The sequence below is a fragment of the Pseudomonas sp. NFACC51 genome (assembly GCF_900103575.1).
GTDB classification, from domain to species: Bacteria; Pseudomonadota; Gammaproteobacteria; order Pseudomonadales; family Pseudomonadaceae; genus Aquipseudomonas; species Aquipseudomonas fluorescens_Q.
The window spans coordinates 55,058-81,525 of sequence record NZ_FMXH01000003.1; the positions used below are offsets into that span (position 1 = coordinate 55,058).

A 26,468-nucleotide genomic window follows, 5' to 3' on the forward strand; every position below is an offset into this window, starting at 1 on the left:
GCCGATTACCCCACTTTCACCATGTGCGGTTGCGAGCTGCGCTCGGGCGGCAGGTGGTCGAGGTCGCGGCTGACCAGCAACAGGACTTCAGCCGAGGCGTCGGAGACCTGGGCCTTGTAGCCGGCAATGGAGCGGGCGAAGACGTTGTAGATCACGACGGCCGGGATCGCTGCGACCAGGCCCAAGGCCGTTGCCAGCAAGGCTTCGGCGATGCCGGGTGCGACGACGGCGAGGTTGGTGGTCTGGGTCTTGGCGATGCCGATGAAGCTGTTCATGATGCCCCACACGGTGCCGAACAGACCGACGAATGGCGCGGTAGAGCCGATGGTGGCAAGCACGCCGGTGCCGCTGCTCATGTTGCGACCGCAGGCGGCGACCAGGCGTTCGAGGCGGAAGCTCACGCGTTCCTTGATGCCTTCTTTCTCGCGGCTGTTGGCCGACAGGCGCATCTCTTCGAGTGCGTCATGCACGAGCAGGTTGGCAAGAGTGCCTGCCTTCGCGGCGGTGGCGCTGGCTTCCTTGAGGGTGGTGGCTTTTTTCAGGGCGGCGATTTCACCACGCAAGCGACGCTTGGCACCCAGCAGCTCGAAGCCTTTGGCAATCCAGATAGTCCAGGTGATGATCGAGGCGATGGCCAGGCCGATCATCACGATTTTCACGATGATGTCGGCGTTCTTGTACATGCCCCATGGCGACAGATCGTGGGCCATGCCCAGGGAGTTGTCGGCTTCGAGCACTTGAGGTGCGTCGGCTTCGACGGCTTGGGCCGGGTCGGTGGCGACCGGCGTTGCAACGGGAGCGGCCGGGTCGGCCGGTGCCTGGGCAGCAGCCGGTGCGGTGGCCGGGGTTGTGGCGGGCGCCTGTGCATCGGCGAACGCGGCGGCAGGTGCCAGCAGCAGGCTGAATAGCAGGGCGGCTACCGTGCCCCAGGCACGAGGTCGATTGGTTGGCGAAGCGGGGGATAGAGAGCGTTTCATGCTGGCCGGACCTGAGAGAAAAAAGAAGGTTGATGTTCTTCCAGGCCTCGGGGGCCGAGAACAAAACTGGCGGGCATTATTGCAAGTAATTCTTGTTAACAAAAGTAATACAGTTACTTTTTTTGTGCGATGGCTAGCCGCCCGTCCCCCTCGGAGGCTAGTCTGCGGCTTTGCCAGAGGAATTCTTGATGTCCGCGCCTTCTGTTTTGATCGCCGGCTGCGGTGATATCGGTGGCCGCCTGGCCCGTCAGTTATTGGCCGCACATTGGCAAGTCCATGGCCTGCGGCGTACGGTTTCGAGCCTGCCGGCCGGCGTCATCGGCGTGGCGGGGGATTTGTTCAGCGAGCAATGCCCGGCCGATTGGCCCACCGGTTCGTTGGATTACCTGGTGTACAGCGCCGCGGCCACCGACCATGACGAAGCGGGCTATCGCTCGGCTTATGTCGATGGGTTGCAGCATGTGTTGGGCTGGTTGAAGCAGCATGGGCAGCAGCCCAAGCGTCTGCTGTTTGTGTCCAGCAGCAGTGTTTATGGGCAACAGCTGGGCGAATGGGTGGATGAAACCTCGCCAACCGTGGCCAGCGGCTATTCCGGTCGCCTGATGCTCGAAGCCGAGCAAGTGGCCTTGGGCAGTGGCATCCCGGCCAGCCGCGTGCGCCTGACCGGCATCTATGGGCCGGGTCGGGAATGGTTGCTGAGCCAGGTGCGCCAAGGGTATCGCGTCGTGATCGACCCGCCGCTGTACGCCAATCGCATCCACGCCGACGATGCGGCCGGCTTGCTGGCGTTCCTGCTGGAGGCCGATCGCCAGGGCCAGATGCTGGACGATTGCTACATCGGCGTCGACGACGCCCCTGCGCCGCTGGCCGAGGTGGTGGGCTGGTTGCGTGAATACATGGGCGTCACCCAGTGGGCCGAAGACGCCAGCGTGCGTCGTGCCGGCAGCAAGCGCTGCAGCAATGCCCGGGCGAAGGCCTTGGGCTGGACGCCGCGGTATCCGAGTTTTCGCCAGGGGTATGCGGCGATTCTGGAAGGGCGCAGCTGACACGGGCTTGCTCGGCGTGTGCTCGATGATATTGTTCGGCGCCAAGGGCTAGATCTCTATGGGCTCTTACCGTCCTGAGTACCTTCCACGTCTTGACTTGGTTCATCAAGCTCGCCGAGCATTATCCGTTGCTTGCCGAAACCAGGAGTGATCCGAAGGCCACTCGCAACCGTTTCAATCATCTTTTGCGTCGTCGATGTGGGCCAACATCCGATCGAACGATCTAACCGCGACAAGGACCGTCATCAATGCAAGCCAGTTTCAGCAAAGGCGTTATCTTTGCACTCTCCGCCGCCGCACTTAACGCCACGATAGGCGTGCTCAGCAAAGTGCTCATGAGCAATGGCTTCACCGCCAGCAGTGTCGCCGTCATAAAGACCGTCCTGGGTTGTCTACTGCTCTCGGCCTTGCTGCTGTTTATCAAGCGTCCGGCGACGACGGCCAAATGGACCCAGGCGGCGATCTGCGCGTTTCTCGGTATCTTTGTGCTGTTCCACTTCGAAACGGCTGCCTATCGGCATTACGCTGCGGCGGGTGTAGTCGTGATGCTGATGGCCAGTGCTTCCATTTCCTCGATTGTGCTCGGACGCATAATCCTCAAGGATGCGATCACCGCGAACGCCACTGTGGGCGCCGCCTTGGCGATCGCCGGAATCGCGGTGATCTTTGGCGCCGATCTGCGGCAGGGCTTCACGCTCCAAGGCGTTGCGCTCGCGTCCATGGCGGGCTGCGGCTATGGGGCGTTTTCGGTAGCCATGAAACGGATGGGCGTGTCCGGTGGGCTGCACTTCACTCGTCAGTTGCTGTTCTTCGGCAGCCTGTACTTGCTGATGCCGGCTTCGGCCGACGGCTTCGTGATCGGTGAGCTGTCGCCCTGGGCGATTGCCGCACTGCTGGCGCTGGCCGCGCTGCCGACCATCCTCGGCTTTTTTTGCACCACCAAGGCAATCGAGTACCTCAAGCCATCCCAGGTGCAAGCCTTGGAGCTGACCGAGCCGCTGTTCGCCGCACTGCTGGCATTTGTTGTGCTCAATGAGGTGCCACGCGAAAGCCTGTACCCGGGCGCACTGCTGATCATCATTGGGCTGTGTTTCTCCAATGAGCTGATCCGCCTGGGCAGAAGAAAGCCTGTCCCCTCTCGCGTGTGAACCTTTACCGGCGTGGGGCGCCCGTACATTTATTTCGAGGCGCCCTATCCCTTACTGCTTTTCCAGCACCCATTGCCGAGTCCCCGGCGTGAACGACGGCATTTCATCGGCCAGCGCGGCGTTGACGGTCTGGAAAATCTCCAGCCGCTTGCCGTCGCGGGCAAAGATCCAGGTGTTGCCCTGGCCGTTCTGCTGCAACCAGATGTTGTCGTTGCCACCGCTCATGGAGGCGCAATCGCCGGCCAGGCACAAGGCGTAACGATCGGCGCCCGGCAGCCCGCTGACCTGGCCGTCGGGCTGGAATTGCACGCTGGCGCCCTGGCCGGGGCCGTTGACGATGCTCCAGGTGCCACCCAGGTAGGCGGTATACAGCGCTCGCTCGAAACTGGCGCCGATCGGCGCACCTGCGGGTACCTGGACTGACGCCCGGTCGAACACCTGCTGCGGTTCGTTCTCGGTGGCGGCCTGGCTTAACTGGTCGCCATCGCGCTTGAGTTCGCTGGCGGAGCTGCCGTAGAAATCGACTTTCCAGGCGCCGTCTTCTTCGCCCAGCAACTTGCCTTCGACGTTTTCAAAGCCGTTGGTGTAGCGCGCCTGACCGGCCCGGGTGTTGACGTCCCATTCCAGGTTCGGGCCGTAGCCCTGCAGCGCTTCGCGAAGCGGGCCGCCCTTGGCGGCAGCGTCGATGGCTGCCTGGTTGATCCAGGTGCCGCTGATGTCACGGTCGGCAGGGTCGCTGGCGCAACCGCCCAGAAGCAGGGCAGCCAGCGAGAGAGCAAGCGCTTTGCGCATGGTGGAATCCTTTCAGAACGAAAACGGCGCAGCAGGGGAGGCTGCGCCGGCCTTATTACTCGATGACCAGGATGGCATCCATCTCAACCTGAGCGCCCTTGGGCAGGGCGGCCACGCCGATGGCGGCGCGGGCAGGGTAAGGCTGGTCGAAGTACTTGCCCATCACCTCGTTGACCTTGGCGAAGTGGCTCAGGTCGGTGAGGAAGATGTTCAGCTTGACGATGTCCTTGAACGAACCACCGGCGGCCTCGGCCACGGCCTTGAGGTTTTCGAACACCTGCACGGTCTGGGCTTCGAAGCCTTCCACCAGCTCCATGGTCTTGGGGTCCAGTGGAATCTGGCCCGACATGTACACGGTGTTGCCGGCCTTGATCGCCTGGGAATAAGTACCGATGGCGGCCGGGGCCTTGTCGCTGGTGATAACAGTCTTGGTCATGAATGACTCCTGATAACGAATGGGCTACGCGCGCATCCGGGTGATGCGGATAACGCCGGTCAGGGCGCGCAGTTTCTTGATCACGCGGGCCAGGTGCACACGGTCGTGTACGCTGACTACCAATTGAACGACGCTGATGCGGCCATCGCGTTCGTCCATGCTGATTTTTTCGATATTGCCGTCGGCGGCATTGACGCTGCTGGCCAGCAGCGCGATCAGGCCACGCTGGTGTTCCAGCTCGACCCGCAGCTCGACGTTGAATTCGCCGGTGACATCCTTGGCCCAGGAGAGCTGGATGCATTTTTCCGGGTTATGACGGATTTCGCTGATGTTGCGGCAGTTGTCCAGGTGCACCACCATCCCTTTGCCGGCGGACAAATGGCCGACAATCGGGTCGCCCGGGATCGGCGTACAGCACTTGGCATAACTGAGCACCAGGCCCTCGGTGCCGCGAATCGCCAGCGGACCTTCGGGGCTTGGCAACTGTTCGCCTTCACCGAGCAGCCGACGGGCAACGACGTAGGCCATGCGATTGCCCAGGCCGATGTCTTCGAGCAGGTCTTCGATCAGTTCGAGGCGGTATTCATTGAGCATCAGTTGCACACGCTCGGCCGGGATCTTGTCCAGGGAGCTGTCGAAACCGTTCAGGACCTTGTTCAGCAGGCGTTCGCCGAGGCTGATGGATTCGGAGCGGCGTTGCAGTTTCAGTGCATGCCGGATGTGCGTACGGGCCTTGCCGGTGACCACGAAATTGAGCCATGCCGGGTTGGGTCGTGCGCCCGGGGCGCTGACAATTTCCACCGTGGAGCCGCTTTGCAGCGGTTCGGACAACGGTGCCAGGCGGCGGTTGATCCGGCACGCGATGCAACTGTTGCCGACGTCGGTGTGTACCGCATAGGCAAAGTCCACGGCCGTGGAGCCTTTGGGCAGCTCCATGATCCGGCCCTTGGGCGTAAAGACGTAGACCTCGTCCGGGAACAGGTCGATCTTCACGCTCTCGATGAACTCCAGGGAGTTGCCGGCGCGCTGCTGCATTTCCAGCACACCCTTGACCCACTGCCGGGCGCGGGCATGGGTGCTCTTGGGTTGTTCGTCGCCGCTGGATTTGTACAGCCAATGGGCGGCGATGCCGTTGTTGGCCATCTCTTCCATTTCGCGGGTGCGGATCTGGATTTCGATGGGTACGCCGTGCATGCCGAACAGCGTGGTGTGCAGCGACTGATAGCCGTTGGCCTTGGGAATCGCGATGTAATCCTTGAAGCGCCCCGGCAGCGGTTTGTACAAATTATGTACAGCTCCCAGCACGCGATAGCAGGTGTCGACCTTGTCGACGATGATCCGGAACGCGTAGACGTCCATGATCTCGTTGAAGGCCCGACGCTTGCCGCGCATTTTCTTGTAGATGCCGTAGAGGTGTTTCTGCCGCCCGCTGACTTCGCCTTCGATGCCGTCGATGGCCAGGCAGTGGCTCAGGGATTCTTCGATCTTGTTGACGATTTCCTTGCGGTTGCCCCGGGCGCGCTTGACGGCCTGGTTGATCCGCGCCGAACGCATCGGGTGCATGGCCTTGAAGCCGAGGTCTTCGAACTCGATGCGGATCGCGTGCATGCCCAGGCGATTGGCGATGGGTGCGTAGATTTCCAGGGTTTCCTTGGCGATGCGCCGGCGTTTTTCGCCGGACAGCACTTCCAGGGTGCGCATGTTGTGCAGGCGGTCGGCGAGCTTGACCAGGATTACGCGAATGTCGCGTGCCATGGCCATGGCCATTTTCTGGAAGTTCTCGGCCTGGGCCTCGGCCTTGGTCTCGAAGTTCATCTGGGTCAGCTTGCTGACCCCGTCGACCAGTTCGGCCACGGTTTCGCCGAACTGCGCTTGCAGCGCTTCCTTGGCAATGCCGGTGTCTTCGATCACGTCATGCAGCATCGCCGCCATCAGGCTCTGATGGTCCATGTGCATGTCGGCAAGAATATTCGCCACCGCAAGAGGATGCGTGACGTACGCCTCGCCACTGCGGCGGCGTTGGCCGTCGTGGGCTTGTTCAGCGTAGAAATAGGCTCGGCGGACCAGGTTGACCTGGTCCGTGCCGAGATAGGCCGATAAGCGATCGGCGAGGGCGTCTATGCTCGGCATGATGATGACTCCTGCCGTCTGCTGTGACCCCGCGCCGTGCTACGTCGACCAGGCATAGGCTTAGACCGCCTCGTTGGACTCGTCCTCGAACGCTGCGAACAGCGGTTCGTCTTCGACGATTTCAGCGTTGGCGATGAACTCGTAGCTCATCAGGCCCTCGGCGATTTCACGCAGCGCTACTACTGTAGGCTTGTCGTTTTCCCACTGGACCAATGGCTCTTTGCCGCCGGTGGCCAGTTGACGGGCACGCTTGGTAGAGAGCATGACCAGCTCAAAGCGGTTTTCCACGTGTTCTAGGCAGTCTTCAACGGTTACGCGGGCCATGGTATTCCTCGGAGCGAATGCAATATGCGCGCTGCCCGGTTGGGCGAGCGGACTCGACAGTTTAAAAAAACACCAGCGTTTAGGGAAGCGCTGATTTTTTAACCAAACCCCTCGGCGCGCTGCGACTACCAATGTAAAGCCGTCGCAGCGGTTTTGGGAAGGGCTGTTCAGCCCAACAATTCGGCCAATAATTTGCCGAAACGTTGCTGTTGGCGTTTCTGCTGCAGCTGGCTGGCGCGGAAAATCGCCTTCAGGTCGTCCAGCGCGTGGGCGAAATCGTCGTTGATGATCAGGTAATCATAGTCGACGTAGTGACTCATCTCGCTGACCGCTTCGCGCATCCGGCCCTCGATGATGTCGTCGCTGTCCTGGCCACGGTTGGTCAGGCGCTGGCGCAAGGCTTGCTGGCTTGGCGGCAGGATAAAGATCGAACGAGCCTGGGGCATCAGCTTGCGCACCTGCTCGGCGCCTTGCCAGTCGATTTCCAGGATCAGGTCGTGACCTTCGTCCAGGGTCTGCTGCAAGTAACTTTGCGAAGTACCATAAAGGTTGCCGAAAACTTCGGCGCGCTCCAGGAAGTCGCCGTGTTCGGCCATCTTCACGAACTCTTCGCGGTCGACGAAGTGATAGTTCACACCATTCACTTCGCCCGGACGCATGGCGCGGGTAGTGTGCGAGACCGAGACGCGGATCTGCGGTTCGGCATCGATCAGTGCCTTGACCAGGCTGGTCTTGCCGGCGCCCGAGGGCGCGGAAATGATGTAGAGGGTGCCGGTGCTGTGGGTCATGTCGTTAGCCTTACTCAATGTTCTGCACTTGTTCGCGCATTTGTTCGATCAACACCTTGAGGTTGACCGCCGCCTGGGTGCTGCGCGGGTCGAAGGCTTTGGAGCCCAGTGTATTGGCTTCGCGGTTGAGTTCCTGCATCAAAAAGTCCAGGCGGCGACCGGCCGCACCGCCGGACTTGAGCACCCGGCGAACTTCGATGATGTGGGTGCTCAGGCGATCCAGTTCTTCGGCCACGTCGCTTTTTTGCGCGAGCATGACCATTTCCTGTTCCAGGCGTTGCGGGTCCAGTTCGGCCTTCATGTCGGTGAAGCGGTCGAGGACTTTCTGGCGCTGGGTGGCGAGCATCTGTGGGACCAGTTCGCGCAGGGTGCTGACGTCTTCTTCGATGGAGGTCAGGCGCTCGTTGATCAGTCGGGCCAGCTCCGCGCCTTCGCGCTCGCGGCCGGCCTTGAGTTCCTTGAGGCCTTCATTGAACAGCGTCATCGCCTCGGCGTTCAGCGCTTGGGGGTCGCTCGCATCGCCCACCAGCACGCCGGGCCAGGCCAGGACTTCCAGTGGGTTCAAGGCGGCAGGATGCTTGATCAGGCTGGCGACGGTTTCGGCCGCGGCGACCAGTTGCGCGGCGCGCTCACGGTCCACCTGCAAGGCTTTGCCAGTGCTTTCTTCGGTGAAGCGCAGGGTGCATTCCAGCTTGCCCCGGGACAGGCCCTGGCGCAGCGCCTCGCGCACGCCGCCTTCGAGGTCGCGGAAAGACTCTGGCAGGCGCAGGTGTGGCTCCAGGTAGCGGCTGTTGACCGAACGCAGTTCCCAGCTCAGCGTGCCTTGGGCCCCGGCTTTTTCGACGCGGGCGAAAGCGGTCATGCTGTGCACCATGGAGGGTCCTCGCAATGCAGGCGGCCACAACGGGTGGTGGTGGGGCCTGGAATCTGTGAATAAAAGCCGAAGGGCAGCAAAGGCGCAGGATTGTAGCGCAGTGAAGCGCATGCCCCAAACGCGCATGTGACAAAGCGCTGCAACCCGTCGGGCAGGCCTTTGCGCGGCTTCGCTCGCGCCGGCTTTTTGGAGCCGAGTGACGTTTGACTGCCCTATGACGATTCACGGCTCTATAATGCTCGGCAGTTTTCCGTCCTCCGTACAGGTATTCCCTATGAAACGTCCAAGTGGTCGCGCTGCCGATCAGCTTCGCTCGATCCGCATTACCCGCAACTACACCAAACACGCCGAGGGATCTGTACTGGTCGAATTCGGTGATACCAAAGTCATCTGCACTGTCAGTGTCGAAAACGGCGTGCCACGCTTCCTCAAGGGGCAGGGCCAGGGCTGGCTGACGGCCGAATACGGCATGCTGCCGCGCGCCACGGGTGAGCGGAACCAGCGTGAGGCCAGCCGTGGCAAGCAGGGCGGTCGTACCCTGGAAATCCAACGCTTGATCGGCCGTTCGCTGCGTGCCGCTCTGGACATGTCCAAGTTGGGTGACGTGACGCTGTATGTCGATTGCGACGTGATCCAGGCCGATGGCGGTACCCGTACTGCCTCCATCACCGGGGCCATGGTCGCCCTGGTCGATGCCTTGAAAGTGATCAAGAAGCGCGGCGGCCTCAAGGGCGGCGACCCGCTCAAGCAAATGATTGCCGCTGTGTCCGTGGGCATGTACCAGGGCGAGCCGGTGCTGGACCTGGATTACCTGGAAGACTCCGCTGCCGAGACTGACCTGAACGTGGTCATGACCAGTGCCGGCGGTTTCATCGAAGTCCAGGGCACTGCCGAGGGCGCGCCGTTCCAGCCAGAAGAATTGAACGCTATGCTGGAATTGGCGAAGAAAGGCATGAACGAGATCTTCGAACTGCAAAAGGCCGCCTTGGCTGACTGATCGATTCCCGCTTCAAGACAAGGAGAGTGTCATGAGTGATGAGCAAATCCTACTGCCCCAGCCGAGCAAAGAGGCGCGTCAATGGGCAATGTTTTGTCACCTGTCCGCCTTGTTGGGGATCTGGATTCCGTTCGGCACGCTGATCGGGCCGCTGGTGCTCTGGCAGCTCAAGCGTGAGTCCGACCCGTTCATCGATGCCCAGGGCAAGGAAGCGCTGAACTTCCAGATCACCGTGGCGATTGCCTCGGCGATCAGCCTGCTGCTGATGGTCGTGGTGATCGGCTTCTTCCTGTTCGGCCTGGTGGCCATCGGTGCGCTTGTGCTGACGATCATTGGTGGCGTGAAGGCCAATGAAGGGCAGCCGTATCGGTATCCGTTTACCTGGCGCCTGGTCAAATAACGATCAGCCCTGCGATCCAAGGACAATGCCCCGGCCTATCGGGGCATTGTCTTTTTTGAAGTCATAAATGTTTCTTTTTATGTGCAGTTTCCCATTGCGTAGCGAGTTATTGTGCGCATATTCCGCTCTTACACTTCTAGTCACAACTGCACGGCTTTAGTGCGGTCTCTATGCTTGGCAATAAGACGCTTCGATTGATAGAGTTGCGCCAAGTTATATTCCTTCAGAAATATTTCGATATATTCAGACCATTGAAGGTCCTTGAATTCAAAGCCAATCAGTGTTGAGGCAATCAACCTGTTCAAGAGGCGTGTCCAGGTAAAAAGTTCGCCCCTGAATATATGTTCAAAGAATAAACACTCATGTTTCAGCTCGATTTCTATGGAACACTTGTCGCCGCCTCTCTGGTGCTTTTGCTGGGGCGCGGACTTGTTACGCGTGTTGGTTTCCTTCGCGCCTACAATATCCCTGAGCCTGTAGCGGGCGGGCTGGTAGTTGCCCTGGTGCTCCTGGCTTTGCGGGGGCTTGAAGTTGAAGTTCGATTTGATACTTCATTGCAGACACCGTTGATGCTGGCATTTTTTGCCACGATTGGCCTGAGCGCGGACTTCGCGAGCCTGAAGAAAGGCGGGCGCGTGGTTGGGATTTTCCTGCTGGCGGTCGTCGGCCTGTTGGTGGTCCAGAACGCCATGGGCATCGGGCTCGCAACAGTGCTGGAGCTCGATCCGTTGATGGGGTTGCTGACTGGCTCGATCACCTTGGCGGGCGGTCACGGTACTGGCGCGGCGTGGGGGACGGTGTTCAGCGAGAAGTTCGGCCTGGCTTCTGCCTCCGAACTTGCGATGGCTTCTGCGACGTTTGGCTTGGTGTTAGGTGGCTTGATCGGTGGGCCGGTTGCGCGCCTGCTCATCAAGCGTGTTCAGTCACCCGGCGGTCTTGAATCAGAAAAGCCCCGGATACCCAAGGGTTTCGAACAGCCGAACAAAGAGCGCTCGATTACGCCGTTTTCGTTTATTGAGACGCTCGCCCTGATTGCAGTCAGCCTGCTGGCCGGTACGCTCTTGAATGGGCAGCTCCACGACACCGCATTCGAGTTGCCGACGTTCGTTTGTGTCTTGTTCGTGGGGGTGGTCTTGCGCAATGGACTTTCGGCACTTGGCTTGTATCAGGTCTTTGAGCGAGAAGTATCCGTACTTGGCAATGTCAGCCTGTCACTGTTTCTGGCTATCGCCTTGATGTCACTCAAGTTGTGGGACCTGGCGTCACTGGCATTGCCGATATTCATTATCCTGGCGGCCCAGACATTGGTCATGGCGCTGTTTGCGATTTTCGTGACGTTCAGAATCATGGGCAGTCATTACGATGCAGCCGTCTTGGCGGCAGGGCATTGCGGTTTTGGGTTGGGCGCCACGCCGACGGCCATCGCCAACATGCAGGCAGTGACTCAGCGCTACGGGCCTTCACAGATAGCGTTTCTGGTGGTACCGATGGTGGGAGCGTTCTTCATCGATATCATTAACGTCATCGTCATCAAGTTGTACCTTGCCCTGCCGTTGTTTGCCGTGGCTTGAGGTTCTGCGCGGTAGCGTTCGCCATAAAAAATGCCCGTATCTTGCGATACGGGCATTTTCTTTTTCGGTCGACCTGGGAATGTCGCCGGTACGCTAGATGGTCAGCGTCCAGTCGTAATCCACGATCAGCGGCGCATGCTGCGAGAACCGTGGCTGGCGCGGCAGGCGGGCGCTGCGTACGAAGCGGCGCAGGCCAGGCGTCAGCAACTGGTAGTCGAAGCGCCAGCCAAGGTTGAGCATCTCGGCCTGTTCGTTGTCCGGCCACCAGCTGTACTGGTCGCCTTCACGGCTGACTTCGCGCAGGGCGTCGACATAACCCATGTTGCCAATGATCTCGTCCATCCAGGCCCGTTCCGGCGCCAGGAAACCAGGAGATTGCTGGCTGTCGCGCCAGTTCTTGATATCCAGCTTCTGTTGCGCCACGTACAGCGAGCCACAATAGATGTACTCGCGACGTTTGCGCCGCTGTTTATCCAGATAACGGGCGAAGTCGTCCATCAACTTGAATTTCTGATTCAAATCTTCATCGCCGTTCTGCCCCGAAGGGAGCAGTAAGGTCGCGATGCTGACCTTGTCGAAATCGGCTTGCAGGTAGCGCCCGTAGCGGTCCGCCGTCTCGAAACCGAGACCGTTGATGACAGCCTTCGGTTGCAGCCGCGAGTACAAAGCCACGCCACCCTGGGCGGGGACTTCGGCATCGCAGGCATAAAGGAAGTAACCATCCAGTTGGAAGGCTGCATCGTCCAGTTCAAAGGCGGAGGCGCGGGTGTCCTGCAGGCAGATGACGTCGGCATTCTGTGCTTGCAGCCAACTGAGCAAACCACGCTCGACTGCAGCCTGAATACCATTGACGTTCACACTGATGATCCGCATAAATGGCCCCAAAAATCACGTGCGTGTATGATACACGCCGTGTACCTATTTAGCTAAATCCGCGGTATTTGAGGCTTTTTTTCATGCAGGCGTATCAGCGCGATTTCATTCGCTTTGCCATCGATCGCGGCGTTTTGCGCTTCGGTGAGTTCACCCTCAAGTCCGGGCGCACCAGCCCGTACTTCTTCAATGCCGGCCTGTTCAACAGCGGTTCTGCCTTGGCGCAACTGGGTCGTTTCTATGCGGCGGCCATCGTCGAGAGCGGCATCCCGTTCGACGTGCTGTTCGGCCCAGCCTACAAAGGCATCCCGCTGGCCGCCACCACTGCCGTCGCCCTGGCTGAACATCACGACCGCGACTTGCCTTGGTGCTTCAACCGCAAGGAAGCCAAGGCCCATGGCGAAGGCGGCAGCCTGGTGGGTGCCCCGCTGACCGGCGACGTGTTGATCATCGACGACGTCATCACTGCCGGCACTGCCATTCGCGAAGTGATGCAGATCATCGCTGCCCAGGAAGGCGCCAAGGCCGCTGGCGTGCTGATCGCCCTGAACCGCCAGGAGCGCGGCAACGGTGAGCTGTCGGCGATCCAGGAAGTGGAGCGTGACTTCGGCATTCCGGTGATCAGCATTGTGTCGCTGAACCAGGTGCTGGAGTTTTTGGCCGACGATCCGCAGCTCAAGCAGCATTTGCCGGCGGTTGAGGCTTATCGGGCGCAGTTTGGTGTCTGAAGGCTTTTGACTCCTGTGGCGAGGGAGCTTGCTCCCGTTCGGTTGCGTAGCGACCGCAAAGATATTGGGGCTGCTGCGCAGCCCAGCGGGAGCAAGCTCCCTCGCCACAAAAGCATCATCTGAAACAGTGGTGTAAAAAAAGACCCCGCTCAACCAGGTTGAGCGGGGTCTTTTTTACCGGTGTCGCTTAAGGACGCTTGCGATTACTGATTAACGTACCCACGCCAGTATCGGTGAAGATCTCCAGCAGAATCGCATTCGGCACCCGGCCGTCGATGATCAGCGAGCTGCCGACGCCGCCCTGCACCGCTTCCAGCGCACAACGAATCTTCGGCAGCATGCCGCCGTAGATGGTGCCGTCGGCGATCAGGTCATCGACCTGCTGGGTCGACAGTCCGGTCAGGACTTTGCCCGACTTGTCCATCAGGCCGGCGATGTTGGTCAGCAGCATCAGCTTTTCAGCTTTCAGTGCCTCGGCAACCTTGCCCGCCACCAGGTCGGCGTTGATGTTGTACGACTCGCCGTTGGCGCCCACGCCGATGGGCGCGATCACCGGGATGAAGTCGCCCTTGACCAGCAGGTTCAGCAGATCGGTGTTGATACCGACCACTTCGCCCACATGACCGATGTCGATGATTTCCGGCTGGGTCATCTCCGGTGTCTGGCGGGTCACGGTGAGTTTCTTCGCCCGGATCAGCTCAGCGTCCTTGCCTGTCAGGCCGATGGCGCTGCCGCCATGACGGTTGATCAGGTTGACGATGTCCTTGTTGACCTGGCCGCCCAGGACCATTTCCACCACATCCATGGTCTGCGCGTCGGTCACGCGCATGCCATCGATGAAGTGGCTTTCGATCGACAGGCGCTTGAGCAGGTCGCCGATTTGCGGGCCGCCGCCGTGGACCACCACCGGGTTGATGCCCACGGCCTTCATCAGCACGATGTCGCGGGCGAAGCCGGTCTTGAGCTCCTCGCTTTCCATCGCGTTGCCGCCGTATTTGATCACCAGGGTCTTGCCGACGTAGCGTCGGATATAAGGCAACGCTTCGGACAGGACCTTGGCGGTGTTGGCGGCGGCTTCGCGTTCGAGGGTCATTCAGGGCTCCGGTAGTGCTTCAAAAAATCAAAACGGTAGTTGGAGATCAGGTGCAACACGTTTGAGTTGGGTGTGGAACACATCCTTGATGCGCTGCAGTTCGGCCTCGTTGTCGGCCTCGAAACGCAGTACCAGCACCGGTGTGGTGTTGGATGCGCGAACCAGGCCCCAGCCGTGGGGATAGTCGACCCGCACACCATCGATGGTGGTCAGTTCGGCGCCTTCGCCCCATTGAGCGTCGTGCAGTGCATCAATGATGCTGAATTTGCTCTCTTCGGTCACATGGATATTGATTTCTGGCGTAGAAATATCGTTCGGGAAGGTCGCGAACAGCTCTTCGGCGCTGGATTTCTCCTTGCTGAGGATTTCCAGCAGGCGCGCGGCGCTGTAGATGCCGTCGTCAAAACCGAACCAGCGCTCCTTGAAGAAGATGTGGCCGCTCATTTCGCCGGCCAGCAGGGCGCCGCTTTGTTTCATTTTCTTCTTGATCAGCGAATGGCCGGTTTTCCACATCAGTGGACGACCGCCGTACTCCTTGATCAACGGCACCAGGCGACGGGTGCATTTAACGTCAAAGATGATTTCGGCGTTCGGATTGCGCGCTACCACGTCCTTGGCAAACAGCATCAGCAGGCGGTCGGGGAACACCACGCTGCCGGTATTGGTCACCACGCCCACGCGGTCGCCGTCGCCGTCGAAGGCCAGGCCCAGGTCGGCGTTGGTTTCCTTGACCTTGGCGATCAGGTCTTCAAGGTTTTCCAGCTTGCCCGGATCCGGGTGGTGGTTAGGGAAGTTGCCATCCACGTCGCAGAACAGCGGGATGACTTCGCAGTTCAGGGCTTCGATCAGTTGCGGGGCGATCACGCCAGCCGCGCCGTTGCCGCAGTCGACCACCACTTTCAGGCGACGAGCGAGTTTCACGTCCTTGACGATTTCGTCGTTGTAGCGTTCGAGGATATCGACTTTGGTGATGCTGCCCTGGCCGCTGCTCAGGTCGTTGGTCTTGAGGCGGGTGTGCAGGGCCTGGATCTGCTCGTTGGCAAGGGTGTCGCCAGCGATGACGATCTTGAAGCCGTTGTAGTTCGATGGGTTGTGGCTGCCGGTGAGCATCACCCCGGACTTGCCGGCCAACACGTTGGCGGCGTAATACAGCGCCGGGGTCGGCACCAGGCCCACGTCGCTGACGTGGCAGCCACTGTCGGCGACGCCTTTTATCAGTTGTTCGACCAGCTCAGGCCCCGACAAGCGGCCATCACGGCCGACACACACGTTCGGTTCGCCCTGGGCCAGGCTCTGGGAGCCAATGGCCCGGCCGATCCAGTAGGCGGTTTCGGCGGTGAGGGTTTCCGGTACCACGCCACGGATGTCGTAGGCGCGGAAGATACTGTCAGGGAAGATCGGGGCGATTGCGGCTGGGGTGTTCATGGGCGGGGCGCTCTATCAGGAAAGTGACTGGACAGGCCGGCGGGTCGCGTCGGCAGGCTCAAGCTGAAGGGTATGACGGCGTTTTTGACAGAGAGTTCGTGGTGGGAAAATGCCATGAGACAGCGTTACCCCGGCCTCGCTCGCCTAATACGTTGATTCCGGATGGGAAACCTAGCAGAAAGCCACTGCGCATTTTTTGTCCTGAAACACAAGCTTCACAAACGGGCCGGGCAGGACGCCCGGCTTGAAAACACCGGTCAATGGCTGCCGGAATGCCCAAAACCACCCGCGCCACGCTGGCTTTCGTCGAATTCTTCGACCAGTTCGAAGTGGGCCTGGACCACCGGCACCAGCACCAGCTGCGCGATGCGTTCGCCCACGGCAATGTTGAAGGCTGTTTGGCCGCGGTTCCAGCACGACACCATCAGTTCGCCTTGATAGTCGGAGTCGATCAGGCCCACCAGGTTGCCCAGCACGATGCCGTGCTTATGGCCCAGACCCGAGCGCGGCAGGATCAGCGCGGCCAGGCCAGGATCGCCGATGTACACCGACAGGCCGGTAGGAATCAGCAGGGTCTGGCCCGGCTCCAGGATCGTGTCCTGCTTGAGCATCGCCCGCAGGTCGAGGCCGGCGGAGCCCGGTGTGGCGTATTGCGGCAGCGGGAATTCGTTGCCGATGCGTGGGTCGAGGATCTTGGCTTGTAGGGCGTGCATGACATTTAAACCTGGTTCAGACGTTCGGCGATGAAAGTGATCAGCTGGCGGGCAATCTTGCTCTTGCTGGTCTGGGCGAAAAGTGTGGCGTGCAACTGGCGGTCGATCACGCTGCAGGCGTTTTCTTCGCTGTTGAAGCCGATGCTCGGGTTGGCCACGTCGTTGGCGACGATCAAGTCGAGATTCTTGTCCTTGAGCTTGCGTGCGGCGTAATCGAGCAGGTGTTCGGTCTCGGCGGCAAAGCCGACACTGAACGGGCGGTCGGGGCGGGTGGCGATGCTGGCCAGGATGTCCGGGTTGCGCACCATTTGCAGGAGCAGGCCGTCGCCGCTTGTAGGGTCTTTCTTCAATTTTTGCGGGGCGACGACTTCGGGGCGGTAGTCCGCCACCGCCGCCGAGGCGATGAACAGGTCGCAGGGGATGGCGGCCTCGCAGGCTGCGAGCATGTCCCGGGCGCTGACCACATCGATGCGCGTGACCCGGTCCGGAGTCGGCAGGTGCACGGGGCCGGTGATCAGTGTTACCCGGGCGCCGGCTTCTACCGCGGCTTCGGCCAGGGCGAAGCCCATTTTCCCGGAGCTGTGGTTGGTGATGTAGCGCACCGGGTCGATGTTTTCCTGGGTCGGTCCGGCGGTGATCAGCACGTGCTTGCCGGTCAGGGCCTGGCGCTGGAAGCAGTCGGCGGCGCACTGGGCCAGGTCGGTGGCTTCAAGCATGCGGCCCATGCCGACATCGCCGCAGGCCTGGCTCCCAGAGGCCGGGCCGAAGACTTTCAGGGCGCGGCTTTCGAGCAATTGCAGGTTGGCCTGGGTGGCCGGGTCGCGCCACATGGCCTGGTTCATGGCCGGCGCCACGGCGACCACCGCGTCGGTGGCGAGCACCAGGGTGGTCAGCAGGTCGTCGGCGATGCCCTGGGCCAAACGGGCGATCAGGTCGGCCGTGGCCGGGGCGATCAGCACCAGGTCGGCCCACTTGGCCAGTTCGATGTGACCCATGGCGGCTTCGGCCGCCGGGTCGAGCAGATCCAGGTGGACCGGGTGCCCGGATAGGGCTTGCATGGTCAGCGGGGTAATGAACTCGCTGCCACCGCGGGTCATGACGACCCGTACTTCCGCGCCCTGGTCGATAAGCCTGCGAACCAGCTCGGCGCTCTTGTAGGCGGCAATGCCGCCGCCGACGCCCAGAACGATGCGTTTCCGATACAGCCGCTGCATAGGCCTGCCTTTCGATTTCAGTGGTCAGTGCAAGACGAACCCCTTGGCAGCAGCTGCCAGGGTGCAAATCGCCTGCAAAAAAGATGGGCTACGATATCACAGCGACCGCTATGGAACAGCGGCGCCCACAATCAGGGAGATGCCATGAGTATTCGCGATTGGCCCGTGGCCGAGCGGCCACGGGAGCGGTTATTGGCGCTAGGGGCGGGGAGTCTATCGGACGCCGAGCTGCTGGCGATTTTTTTGCGCACCGGCGTGTCGGGCAAAAGCGCGGTGGATCTGGCGCGACAACTATTGATTCAATTTGGCAGCCTGCGCGCGCTGCTTGAAGCCGATCAGATCACATTCAGTAATCATATGGGGCTCGGACCGGCGAAGTTTGCCCAACTGCAAGCGGCTCAGGAAATGAGTCGTCGGCATTTGGCTGAACGGGCACGGGAAAAGACCACGCTGGAAAGCCCGTTCGCGGTGCGTGAGTACCTGAAATCGATGTTGCGTCACGAACCCCACGAAGTGTTCGGTTGCCTGTTTCTCAATGCCAAGCACCAGGTGCTGACCTTCGAGGCGCTGTTCCGCGGCTCTATCGACAGCGCCAGTGTCCATCCCCGGCAGGTCGTCAAGCGCGCCCTGGCCCACAACGCCGCCGCGTTGATCCTGTGCCACAACCACCCCTCCGGCAACACCGAGCCCAGCCAGGCCGACCGGGTGCTCACTGAGCGGCTTCAGGAGGCGTTGGAACTGATCGATGTGCGGGTGCTCGACCACTTCATTGTTGGCGATGGGGAGCCGCTGTCGATGGCGGAGCATGGGTGGATGTGAGGCAGCGGCAAGCTGTCAGCTTCAAGCCGCAAGTTCAGAGCCGGGTGTGATCTGCTCTTGAGCTTGCAGCTTGCAGCTTGCAGCTTGCAGCTTACGGCTTGAGCCTGACCTTCGAGTAATCCTGCCGCCCAAACGGGCTGACCGAGTAACCCTGCACATCCTTGCGGGCCAGGGCGAACGCGGTCGGGTGCGCCAGGGGCAGCCACAGGGCCTGTTGCTGGATCTGGGCCTGGGCCTGCTCGTAGAGCTTGGCCCGCACGCCTTGTTCGCCGGTGGTCTTGCCGGCGCTGATCAGTTTGTCCAGGTCGGGATTGCAGTAGCGGGCGAAGTTGGTGCCGGACTTGACCGCCGCGCAGGAAAACTGTGGCGTGAGGAAGTTGTCCGGGTCGCCGTTGTCGCCGGCCCAACCCATGAACAGCAAATCATGTTCGCCGGCCTTGGCGCGACGGATCAGTTCGCCCCATTCGATCACCCGGATCTCGGCCTGGATGCCGATCTGCGCCAGGTCGGACTGCAGCAGTTGCGCGCCGACGCTGGGGTTGGGGTTCAGCAGGCTGCCGGAAGGGCGGGTCCAGATGGTGGTCTGGAAGCCTTCCTTCAAGCCGGCCTTGGCCAACAGGTCGCGGGCCTTGGCCAGATCATGGGCGTAGCCGGGCAGGCTTTTGGCGTAGCTCCAGGTGTTGGGCGGGTAGGGGCCATTGGCGGCTTCGGCGGTGCCTTCGAAGACGCTCTTCAGGTAGCTGGCCTTGTCGAAGGCCAGGTTGATGGCTTGGCGCACCTCAGGCTTGTCCAGCGGCGGATGCTGGCTGTTGATGGCCACGAACGCGGTCATGAAGGCGTCGGTCTGCTCGACCTTCAGCGTAGGTTCTTGCTTGGCGGCTTGTACGTCCAGCGGCTTGGGCGACAGGGCGATCTGGCATTCGTTGCGACGCAGTTTCTGCAGGCGCACATTGGCATCCGGCGTGATGGCGAAGACCAGCGGGTCCACTTGGGGCTTGCCGCCGAAATAGGCGTCGTTGGCCTTGTAGCGAATCGAGGCGTCCTTCTGGAACCGGCTGAAAATGAACGGGCCGGTGCCGATCGGCAGGCTATTGAGCTTTTCCGGCGTACCGGCCTTCATCAACTGATCGGCGTATTCGGCCGAGTAAATGGAGGCAAAACCCATGCTCAACGTCGCCAGGAAGGTCGAGTCGGCGTGATCGAGGGTGAAGCGCACGATCAACGGGTCCAGCGCATCGACTTTCTTGATCAGCGCTGGCAGTTGCATGGACTGGGCGTGGGGGAAACCGCTTTGCGCCACCTTGTGCCAGGGGTTCGCCGGGTCGAGCATGCGCTCGAAGCTGAACTTCACGTCCTCGGCGGTCAGGTCGCGGCGCGGCGTGAAGTAGTCGGTGTGGTGGAACTTGACCTGTGGCCGCAGCTTGAACACGTAGGTCAGGCCATCGGTGGAGACTTCCCAGCGCTCGGCCAGGCTGGGGACCACTTTGCCGCCGGCGGTATCGAAGTCCACCAGGCGGTTCATCAGCACGTCGGCGGAGGCGTTGGTGGTCGTCAGGGAGTTGTACTGGACGACATCGAACCCTTCCGGGCTGGCTTCGGTACAGACGCTCAGGGCGGCGGCCAAGGCCTGTGGGGTGATCAGCAGAGGGGCGAGCAACAATGGTAGGGCAGCGAGGCGCATGGTCGGTTTCCTGTGCAAGTCGAAGGCCCATCTGCGAGTGCAGTCTGGAAAAGGCCTACCCTAGTGGGCTCGCCGCTAAATGACTATCCCCTTTTTGCATTTTCCGGCACTCTGCGCCAACGCGTGGATGGACTAAAAATCGCCACAGGTGAAAAAAACCTGCATGCAGCGACGAGCGGTAAGGTGCTGTGCCAGCCTCTGCCCCCGCCGCCCGGGGCGGTTGGTCGATGATTCGCCATGAAGACAAATCACATCGGCTGTTGTTGCGCTGTGGTCTTTCTGGTATAAAGCAGCGCTCTTTTCTAGGGGCCCGGTTCCTTCACTGTAGGTGTAGCCGGTAAGACCCTTAAAGAAACGCGGCGCCTGGCGCCAAATGACTGAGAGATTAAGCGGCCAACCCATGCCGGGTTGGGCATGTGGTTTTAGAGGGCTGAGGCATGTCGAGAGTCTGTCAAGTTACCGGTAAGGGTCCGGTGACTGGGAATAACATTTCCCACGCAAACAACAAAACCCGTCGTCGTTTCCTGCCGAACCTGCAGCATCACCGCTTCTGGGTTGAAGAAGAGAAACGTTTTGTGCGTCTGCGCGTATCTGCCAAGGGCATGCGTATCATCGACAAGCGTGGCATCAGTGTCGTGCTGGCCGAACTTCGTCGCGATGGCAAGGTTTAAGGGAGCTAATCATGCGTGAATTGATTCGTTTGATCTCGAGCGCCGGTACTGGTCACTTCTACACTACCGACAAGAACAAGCGTACTACCCCGGACAAAATCGAGATCAAGAAATATGATCCGGTTGTTCGCAAGCACGTGATCTACAAGGAAGGCAAAATCAAGTAATTGATTTTTCCCTTCTTACGAAAAAGGCCCGTATCGCGAGATACGGGCCTTTTTTGTTGCGCTCGGATTGTGTGGTCAGCGACGAGGGGGTCAGCCGCAGTTGATGCTGACAATGATCCTGTCGGCGTCGGTGTGCAGGTTGATCCGGCGCGGACGCAGGTCCCAGCTCGACGGATATTTCGGGCCTGTGGCGCGGACGGGGGCTCCATTGGCCAAGGCGCGAACCTCTTCAAGCAATTGAGGGGTGCATTTTTGGCCGATGGTGTATTGGGCGATGGCGAGATCGCATTGATCGGGTACGACGGGCATATTGCCTCCTTGCAATAGAGATAGGGTCAGGGCGCTCACCTGTCGGTTGGCCGCACGTCCTGTGCGTGCCGTTGCGACGATAAAATACGTGATGCCCGTGAGCAGTCTTATCTGCTGCGCTGGTTTTTACCAGCGATAGAGTGTCAGCTTCTTTTTCGGCGGGGCTCAAGCCTTCTGCTCGAACACCACGTAAATCTTGCGGCACGGCTCCAGCACTTCCCAAGTGCCCTGGAAACCCGCTGGGATCACAAAGCGGTCGCCAGCCCGCAGGGTCTTGGCATTGCCATTGTCGTCCCGCAGCACGGAAACACCCTGGACGATCTCGCAATACTCATGCTCGGTGTAATTGACCGTCCACTGGCCGACGGCGCCTTCCCATACGCCCGCGTTCATCTGCCCGCAGGGGCTGCTGTAATGGTTGAACACGGTTTGCTCGGGGTCGCCCTTGAACACCTTGGCCGGGTCCGGGCGATAACGTTCGGCGGTGGTATTGGCCTGGCTGAAATCGACGATGTCCTGAATGCTCATGCGGGTGATCCCCAGTGATCGCTTGGAAGGCTTCGAGTCTATGTTTATTAAAACGAACATCGCAAGGTCGTTTGCCCGCGTTGTGTCAAATATATTGAAACATGACCAGCCGCTGGTTTAGGGTGGCGGGTGCCCTATGCCGAAAACGGTGCCGAAACCAGGCTGGTTGGGCAGAATACTTTTGAGCGCTGCGCACCGCGCGGCGTTCGTACTCAATAAGAGGAGGACACACGCATGACCACCCTGACTCGTGCCGACTGGGAACAACGCGCCCGCGACCTGAAGATCGAGGGCCGCGCCTTCATCAACGGCGAGTACACTGATGCGGTGTCCGGCGAAACCTTCGATTGCCTCAGCCCGGTCGATGGCCGCCTGCTGGGCAAGATCGCCAGCTGTGACGTCGCCGACGCCCAGCGTGCGGTCGAAAACGCCCGCGCCACATTCAGTTCCGGCGTCTGGTCGCGCCTGGCACCCAGCAAGCGCAAAGCCACCATGATTCGTTTTGCCGGCCTGCTCAAGCAGCATGCCGAAGAACTGGCCCTGCTCGAAACCCTGGACATGGGCAAGCCGATCAGTGATTCCCTGAACATCGACGTTCCCGGCGCGGCGCAAGCCTTGAGCTGGAGCGGTGAAGCCATCGACAAGCTCTACGACGAAGTGGCGGCTACGCCGCACGATCAGTTGGGCCTGGTAACCCGTGAGCCGGTGGGTGTCGTGGGCGCTATCGTGCCCTGGAACTTCCCGTTGATGATGGCCTGCTGGAAGCTCGGCCCGGCGCTGTCCACCGGTAACTCGGTGGTGCTCAAACCGTCGGAAAAATCCCCGCTGACCGCTATCCGCATCGCCGCACTGGCGATCGAGGCCGGCATTCCGAAGGGCGTGCTGAACGTGCTGCCAGGCTATGGCCACACCGTCGGCAAGGCCCTGGCCCTGCATATGGACGTCGATACGCTGGTGTTCACCGGCTCTACCAAGATCGCCAAGCAACTGATGATCTACTCCGGCGAATCCAACATGAAACGTATCTGGCTGGAAGCCGGCGGCAAGAGCCCGAACATCGTATTCGCCGATGCCCCGGACCTGCAAGCCGCCGCCGAATCCGCCGCCAGCGCCATCGCCTTCAACCAGGGCGAAGTTTGCACTGCCGGCTCGCGGCTGTTGGTGGAGCGTTCCATCAAGGACACGTTCCTGCCACTGGTGATCGAAGCCCTCAAGGGCTGGAAGCCTGGTAACCCTCTGGACCCGGCCACCAATGTCGGCGCCCTGGTCGATACCCAGCAGATGAACACCGTGCTGTCCTACATCGAGGCCGGTCACAGCGACGGCGCCAAACTGGTGGCCGGCGGCAAGCGCATCCTTGAGGAAACGGGCGGTACGTACGTCGAGCCGACGATTTTCGACGGCGTGAGCAACGCCATGAAAATCGCCCAGGAAGAGATTTTCGGCCCGGTCTTGTCGGTCATTGCCTTCGACACCGCCGAGCAGGCCATCGAGATCGCCAACGACACGCCGTACGGCCTGGCCGCGGCGGTATGGACCAAGGACATCTCCAAGGCCCACCTGACCGCCAAGGCCCTGCGTGCCGGCAGCGTCTGGGTCAACCAGTACGACGGCGGCGACATGACCGCGCCGTTCGGTGGTTTCAAGCAATCGGGTAATGGTCGCGACAAGTCGCTGCATGCGTTCGACAAGTACACCGAGCTGAAGTCGACCTGGATCAAACTCTGATCCCTTTTGTGGGAGCGGAAGATTTGCGGTAGACACACATCCCCTGTGGGAGCGCGCTTGCTCGCGATCGCGGTATGACAGTCGACGACTTTGTTGAATGTCGCGCCGCTATCGCGAGCAAGCTCGCTCCCACAATGTTTTGGGTGGCGCTTGGGATTGATAACTGTCCACAGGAGCGTGGAAATGCGTTGGGCGACCTATTTCGCCGTGTTGGCGTCTGTCCTGAGTGTCGGCCTGGCTTTGGGTGTGAGCATGCCGCTGGTGTCGCTGCGCCTGGAGGGCTGGGGTTATGGCTCGTTCGCCATTGGCGTGATGGCCGCCATGCCGGCCGTGGGGGTGTTGCTCGGGGCCAAGGTGTCCAGCCGGCTGGCGGCGCGGTTTGGCACGGCAGCGTTGATGCGTCTGTGCCTGTGGGGCGGCGCGGTGTCCATCGGGTTGCTGGCGCTGCTGCCCAGCTATCCGGTCTGGCTGCTGCTGCGCCTGTTGATTGGCGTGGTCCTGACCTTGGTGTTCATTCTGGGTGAGAGTTGGATCAACCAACTGGTCATTGAGAAATGGCGTGGGCGACTGGTGGCGCTGTACGGCAGCAGCTACGCCTTGAGCCAGTTGTCCGGCCCACTGCTGCTGGGCGCGCTGGGGACCGCTCATGACTACGGGTTCTGGGTGGGTGTCGGTTTGCTGCTGATCGCACCCTTACTGTTGCTGGGCCGTAGCGGTGCGCCGAGCAGCGAGGCCGGCAGCGTTACGTTTGGCGACTTGTGGACGTTTTGCCGGGGCTTGCCGGCGATTGCCTGGGCGGTCTCGTTGTTCGCCGCGTTCGAGGCCATGATCCTCACGTTGCTGCCGGTGTATTGCCTGCGCCAGGGCTTCACCGCCGACGTAGCGCTGGCGATGGTCAGCACCGTGGTGGTCGGTGATGCCCTGTTGCAGTTGCCCATTGGTGCCCTGGCCGATCGCGTGTCTCGTCGGGCGCTGTTGACGGGCTGTGCAGTGGCGCTGACGTTATCGAGCCTGGCGGTTCCGCTGTTGATCGATACCCTGTTGATCTGGCCGCTGTGGGTACTGTTCGGCGCCAGTGCCGGCGGTTTGTTCACGTTGTCGCTGATCCTGATCGGCGAGCGTTACCGTGACGATGCGCTGGTGCGGGCCAACGCCCACGTCGCGCAACTGTGGGGCCTTGGTTGCCTGATCGGGCCACTGGTGGCGGGAGCGGGCAGTCAGTGGATCAGCGGGCATGCGCTGCCCTTGTTCATGGCCGCAGGGGCGTTTGGCCTGGTGATCCTGCTGTTGCGCCAGGGGGCGTTCGGGGCGACCCAAGCGGCCTGAGCACACCAAACCCCGTGGCGAGGGAGCTTGCTCCCGCTCGGTTGCGCAGCAACCGCAAAAGCCGGGACTGCTTCGCAGTCCAGCGGGAGCAAGCTCCCTCGCCACAACAGCGGGGTGCCCCTACAGCATCCGCTCCAACCCGATCGTCGTGCTGAACCAGGCATTGAATCGGCGCCACCAACTGCCCGGTTCGCGGTTCAGGTCGTGCGTCTGGCCATTGTCTTCGGTGGTCCAGACGAGCGTTCCATCCTCCAGCCTGGCCTGATAGCTCAGGGCTGGCGCCATGCCCTGCAAGGCCAGTTCGCGCACTTGGCTGGCGAGTTCAGGGCTGTCCACCAGCACGCCGACTTCGGTGTTCCACAGCACCGAGCGCGGGTCGAAATTGAACGAGCCGATGAACGATTTCTGCTGGTCGAAGATGATCGCCTTGCTGTGCAGGCTGGAGTCCGATTCGCCGTAGGATTTGCTGTAGAACAGGTGCGGGCTGCTGCCGGTGTCGCCCGGTTGTCGTCGCAGTTCGAACAGGCGTACGCCATGTTGCAACAGGGCCTTGCGGTACGGTGCATAGCCGCCGTGCACGGCGGGCACGTCGGTGGCTTCCAGGGAGTTGGTCAGCAGGCTCACCGACACGCCGGCATCGGCGCGACTGGTCAGGTACACCAAGCCTGGCTGGCCGGGGACGAAGTAGGCGGAAATCATGATCAGTTCTTTGCTGACACCCGTCAGCTCGGGGGCCAGTTGGGTGGTCAACAACAGTTGAGGGGTCCGGTTCGTCCTTGGCCAGCACTTTGCTGGGCGCGTCCCACAGTGCCTGGTTCCAGGCCCAGATCAGCTGATCGCGCCAAGTGTCCAGGCGCGGTTGGGTTTTGTAGGCGGTCAGCTGTTGGTAGAGCGCGTGATTTTCCTTTTGGGTCTGCTCCATGGATTCTTGCAGGCGCAGGCGGCTGTTGGCCAGGTCCTTGGGCGTGGGGCGATGGGACAGGAACTGCTCGATGGGTTTGCTCAGGGCGCTGTTCCAGTACTGGTCGAAGCTGTGACCCAGTTGTTCGGCCACCGGGCCGACACTGAGCAGGTCGATGTCGGTGAAGTTCAGGTTGGGTTCGGCGTCGAAATACTCATCGCCCAGGTTGCGACCGCCGACGATGGCCATGCTGTTATCCGCCAGCCACAGCTTGTTGTGCATCCGGCGGTGTTGCTGCGAAAGGTTGAGCAGGCGGCCGAGGCTGCGAGTCACGCCGGTGGCACGTCCCAGGTGCAGCGGGTTGAACAGGCGGATCTGGATCTGCGGATGAGCGGCGAGGGTGGCGATGATCTGATCCTGGCCATCGCTGGTGGTGTCGTCCAGCAATATCCGTATGCGCACGCCCCGGTCGGCGGCCTTGAGCAATTCATCTACCAGCATCCGCGTGCTGATGCCGTCATGGACGATGTAGTACTGCAAATCCAGGCTGCCTTGGGCGTGGCGAATCAACTCGGCCCGGGCAATGAACGCGTCGGTGCTGTCCGATAGCAGCCGAAAGCCCGAGCGTCCTTCATGGGCGGCAGCCTGGGCCTGGACCGAGCGGCCGAACGAAGATTCGGCGGCCGGTAAGGCCTGGGAGGGCTCGCGGGTGACATCAAGACCGGCGCAGCCGCTCAGCAGTGAGGCGACTAACAGCAGCGCAGGCAGGATCGGTCTGGATCTCACGTAGGATCGTTCCGCTTGTTCAC

25 protein-coding genes and 2 pseudogenes are annotated in these 26,468 nt (G+C 61.1%); 11 read left to right on the top strand and 16 right to left on the bottom strand.

Annotated features, from left to right (window positions below):
• Nucleotides 1–5: 5 nt before the first annotated feature.
• Complete coding sequence (gene exbB, locus BLT00_RS07080) at nt 6–977, bottom strand: tonB-system energizer ExbB (RefSeq protein ID WP_092148307.1); 972 nt, start codon at nt 975–977, stop codon at nt 6–8.
• 188 nt (nt 978–1,165) lie between these two features.
• On the opposite strand from exbB, the gene BLT00_RS07085 reads away from it, so the two are divergent.
• Both BLT00_RS07085 and BLT00_RS07090 read left to right on the top strand, forming a co-directional pair.
• The gene (locus tag BLT00_RS07085) at nt 1,166–2,023 is read left to right on the top strand and encodes an SDR family oxidoreductase (protein WP_092148304.1); all 858 of its coding nucleotides are present in this window, start codon (nt 1,166–1,168) and stop codon (nt 2,021–2,023) included.
• Between the two features lie 248 nt (nt 2,024–2,271).
• The gene (locus tag BLT00_RS07090) at nt 2,272–3,171 is read left to right on the top strand and encodes a DMT family transporter (protein WP_063323795.1); all 900 of its coding nucleotides are present in this window, start codon (nt 2,272–2,274) and stop codon (nt 3,169–3,171) included.
• Between the two features lie 51 nt (nt 3,172–3,222).
• On the opposite strand, the gene BLT00_RS07095 is transcribed toward BLT00_RS07090, so the two are convergent.
• The 6 genes from BLT00_RS07095 to BLT00_RS07120 all read right to left on the bottom strand — a co-directional run bounded on the left by BLT00_RS07095 (nt 3,223) and on the right by BLT00_RS07120 (nt 8,515).
• Nucleotides 3,223–3,963, bottom strand: coding sequence for a hypothetical protein (locus BLT00_RS07095; protein WP_092148302.1), 741 nt, complete (start codon nt 3,961–3,963; stop codon nt 3,223–3,225).
• Between the two features lie 55 nt (nt 3,964–4,018).
• Complete coding sequence (locus tag BLT00_RS07100) at nt 4,019–4,399, bottom strand: RidA family protein (protein WP_003206880.1); 381 nt, start codon at nt 4,397–4,399, stop codon at nt 4,019–4,021.
• Between the two features lie 24 nt (nt 4,400–4,423).
• Complete coding sequence (gene spoT / locus BLT00_RS07105) at nt 4,424–6,529, bottom strand: bifunctional GTP diphosphokinase/guanosine-3',5'-bis pyrophosphate 3'-pyrophosphohydrolase (protein WP_063323797.1); 2,106 nt, start codon at nt 6,527–6,529, stop codon at nt 4,424–4,426.
• A gap of 60 nt (nt 6,530–6,589) precedes the next feature.
• On the bottom strand, nt 6,590–6,853 hold the full coding sequence (rpoZ, locus tag BLT00_RS07110) for a DNA-directed RNA polymerase subunit omega (protein ID WP_003177259.1): 264 nt from the start codon (nt 6,851–6,853) through the stop codon (nt 6,590–6,592).
• Between the two features lie 167 nt (nt 6,854–7,020).
• Nucleotides 7,021–7,641: a guanylate kinase gene (gene gmk / locus BLT00_RS07115; protein WP_003206877.1), complete on the bottom strand. Its 621-nt coding sequence runs from the start codon at nt 7,639–7,641 to the stop codon at nt 7,021–7,023.
• Nucleotides 7,642–7,651: 10 nt separating this feature from the next.
• Nucleotides 7,652–8,515, bottom strand: a complete 864-nt coding sequence (locus BLT00_RS07120) for a YicC/YloC family endoribonuclease (RefSeq protein WP_063323798.1) — start codon at nt 8,513–8,515, stop codon at nt 7,652–7,654.
• A gap of 274 nt (nt 8,516–8,789) precedes the next feature.
• On the opposite strand from BLT00_RS07120, the gene rph reads away from it, so the two are divergent.
• The 3 genes from rph to gltS all read left to right on the top strand — a co-directional run bounded on the left by rph (nt 8,790) and on the right by gltS (nt 11,483).
• Nucleotides 8,790–9,512 (top strand): ribonuclease PH, encoded by a 723-nt coding sequence (rph, locus tag BLT00_RS07125; protein ID WP_003177262.1) that lies wholly within the window; start codon nt 8,790–8,792, stop codon nt 9,510–9,512.
• A gap of 31 nt (nt 9,513–9,543) precedes the next feature.
• A complete protein-coding gene (locus BLT00_RS07130) occupies nt 9,544–9,912 on the top strand; it encodes a DUF4870 domain-containing protein (protein ID WP_013694558.1) in 369 nt (122 codons plus the stop codon).
• 362 nt (nt 9,913–10,274) lie between these two features.
• Entirely contained in the window at nt 10,275–11,483 is a 1,209-nt protein-coding gene (gltS, locus tag BLT00_RS07135; RefSeq protein ID WP_092148300.1) for a sodium/glutamate symporter, read from the top strand.
• A gap of 93 nt (nt 11,484–11,576) precedes the next feature.
• Here the strand turns inward: gltS and BLT00_RS07140 are convergent, their stop codons facing one another.
• Nucleotides 11,577–12,356 (bottom strand): exodeoxyribonuclease III, encoded by a 780-nt coding sequence (locus BLT00_RS07140; RefSeq protein WP_013694557.1) that lies wholly within the window; start codon nt 12,354–12,356, stop codon nt 11,577–11,579.
• Between the two features lie 83 nt (nt 12,357–12,439).
• On the opposite strand from BLT00_RS07140, the gene pyrE reads away from it, so the two are divergent.
• The gene (gene pyrE, locus BLT00_RS07145) at nt 12,440–13,084 is read left to right on the top strand and encodes an orotate phosphoribosyltransferase (protein ID WP_092148297.1); all 645 of its coding nucleotides are present in this window, start codon (nt 12,440–12,442) and stop codon (nt 13,082–13,084) included.
• 187 nt (nt 13,085–13,271) lie between these two features.
• On the opposite strand, the gene argB is transcribed toward pyrE, so the two are convergent.
• The 4 genes and pseudogenes from argB to coaBC form a co-directional block, all read right to left on the bottom strand.
• Nucleotides 13,272–14,177 carry an acetylglutamate kinase gene (gene argB / locus BLT00_RS07150; RefSeq protein WP_003206871.1) on the bottom strand — a complete coding sequence of 302 codons (906 nt, stop codon included), beginning with the start codon at nt 14,175–14,177 and terminating at the stop codon, nt 13,272–13,274.
• Nucleotides 14,178–14,204: 27 nt separating this feature from the next.
• Nucleotides 14,205–15,608, bottom strand: a pseudogene (locus BLT00_RS07155) (phosphomannomutase/phosphoglucomutase); the annotation flags it as partial.
• 251 nt (nt 15,609–15,859) lie between these two features.
• Entirely contained in the window at nt 15,860–16,315 is a 456-nt protein-coding gene (dut, locus tag BLT00_RS07160) for a dUTP diphosphatase (protein ID WP_003206867.1), read from the bottom strand.
• A 5-nt stretch (nt 16,316–16,320) separates the two neighbouring features.
• On the bottom strand, nt 16,321–17,529 hold the full coding sequence (gene coaBC, locus BLT00_RS07165) for a bifunctional phosphopantothenoylcysteine decarboxylase/phosphopantothenate--cysteine ligase CoaBC (RefSeq protein ID WP_003206865.1): 1,209 nt from the start codon (nt 17,527–17,529) through the stop codon (nt 16,321–16,323).
• 144 nt (nt 17,530–17,673) lie between these two features.
• On the opposite strand from coaBC, the gene radC reads away from it, so the two are divergent.
• A complete protein-coding gene (gene radC / locus BLT00_RS07170; RefSeq protein ID WP_092148294.1) occupies nt 17,674–18,348 on the top strand; it encodes a RadC family protein in 675 nt (224 codons plus the stop codon).
• A gap of 91 nt (nt 18,349–18,439) precedes the next feature.
• Here the strand turns inward: radC and BLT00_RS07175 are convergent, their stop codons facing one another.
• Nucleotides 18,440–20,029, bottom strand: coding sequence for an ABC transporter substrate-binding protein (locus BLT00_RS07175; RefSeq protein ID WP_092148291.1), 1,590 nt, complete (start codon nt 20,027–20,029; stop codon nt 18,440–18,442).
• A gap of 437 nt (nt 20,030–20,466) precedes the next feature.
• Here BLT00_RS07175 and rpmB point away from each other — a divergent pair, with 437 nt between their 5' ends.
• Together rpmB and rpmG are read left to right on the top strand one after the other, a co-directional pair.
• Nucleotides 20,467–20,700 carry a 50S ribosomal protein L28 gene (gene rpmB / locus BLT00_RS07180; protein WP_003177273.1) on the top strand — a complete coding sequence of 78 codons (234 nt, stop codon included), beginning with the start codon at nt 20,467–20,469 and terminating at the stop codon, nt 20,698–20,700.
• An 11-nt stretch (nt 20,701–20,711) separates the two neighbouring features.
• Nucleotides 20,712–20,867, top strand: coding sequence for a 50S ribosomal protein L33 (gene rpmG, locus BLT00_RS07185; RefSeq protein WP_003177274.1), 156 nt, complete (start codon nt 20,712–20,714; stop codon nt 20,865–20,867).
• Between the two features lie 90 nt (nt 20,868–20,957).
• On the opposite strand, the gene BLT00_RS07190 is transcribed toward rpmG, so the two are convergent.
• Nucleotides 20,958–21,176 (bottom strand): peptidase inhibitor, encoded by a 219-nt coding sequence (locus tag BLT00_RS07190; protein ID WP_063323806.1) that lies wholly within the window; start codon nt 21,174–21,176, stop codon nt 20,958–20,960.
• Between the two features lie 165 nt (nt 21,177–21,341).
• Nucleotides 21,342–21,704, bottom strand: coding sequence for a cupin domain-containing protein (locus tag BLT00_RS07195; protein WP_072343141.1), 363 nt, complete (start codon nt 21,702–21,704; stop codon nt 21,342–21,344).
• 234 nt (nt 21,705–21,938) lie between these two features.
• On the opposite strand from BLT00_RS07195, the gene BLT00_RS07200 reads away from it, so the two are divergent.
• The gene (locus tag BLT00_RS07200) at nt 21,939–23,432 is read left to right on the top strand and encodes an aldehyde dehydrogenase (RefSeq protein ID WP_057449428.1); all 1,494 of its coding nucleotides are present in this window, start codon (nt 21,939–21,941) and stop codon (nt 23,430–23,432) included.
• 183 nt (nt 23,433–23,615) lie between these two features.
• Entirely contained in the window at nt 23,616–24,758 is a 1,143-nt protein-coding gene (locus tag BLT00_RS07205; protein ID WP_092148288.1) for an MFS transporter, read from the top strand.
• Nucleotides 24,759–24,878: 120 nt separating this feature from the next.
• On the opposite strand, the pseudogene BLT00_RS07215 reads toward BLT00_RS07205, so the two are convergent.
• Nucleotides 24,879–26,445, bottom strand: a pseudogene (locus BLT00_RS07215) (phospholipase D family protein).
• Between the last annotated feature and the right edge of the window lie 23 nt (nt 26,446–26,468).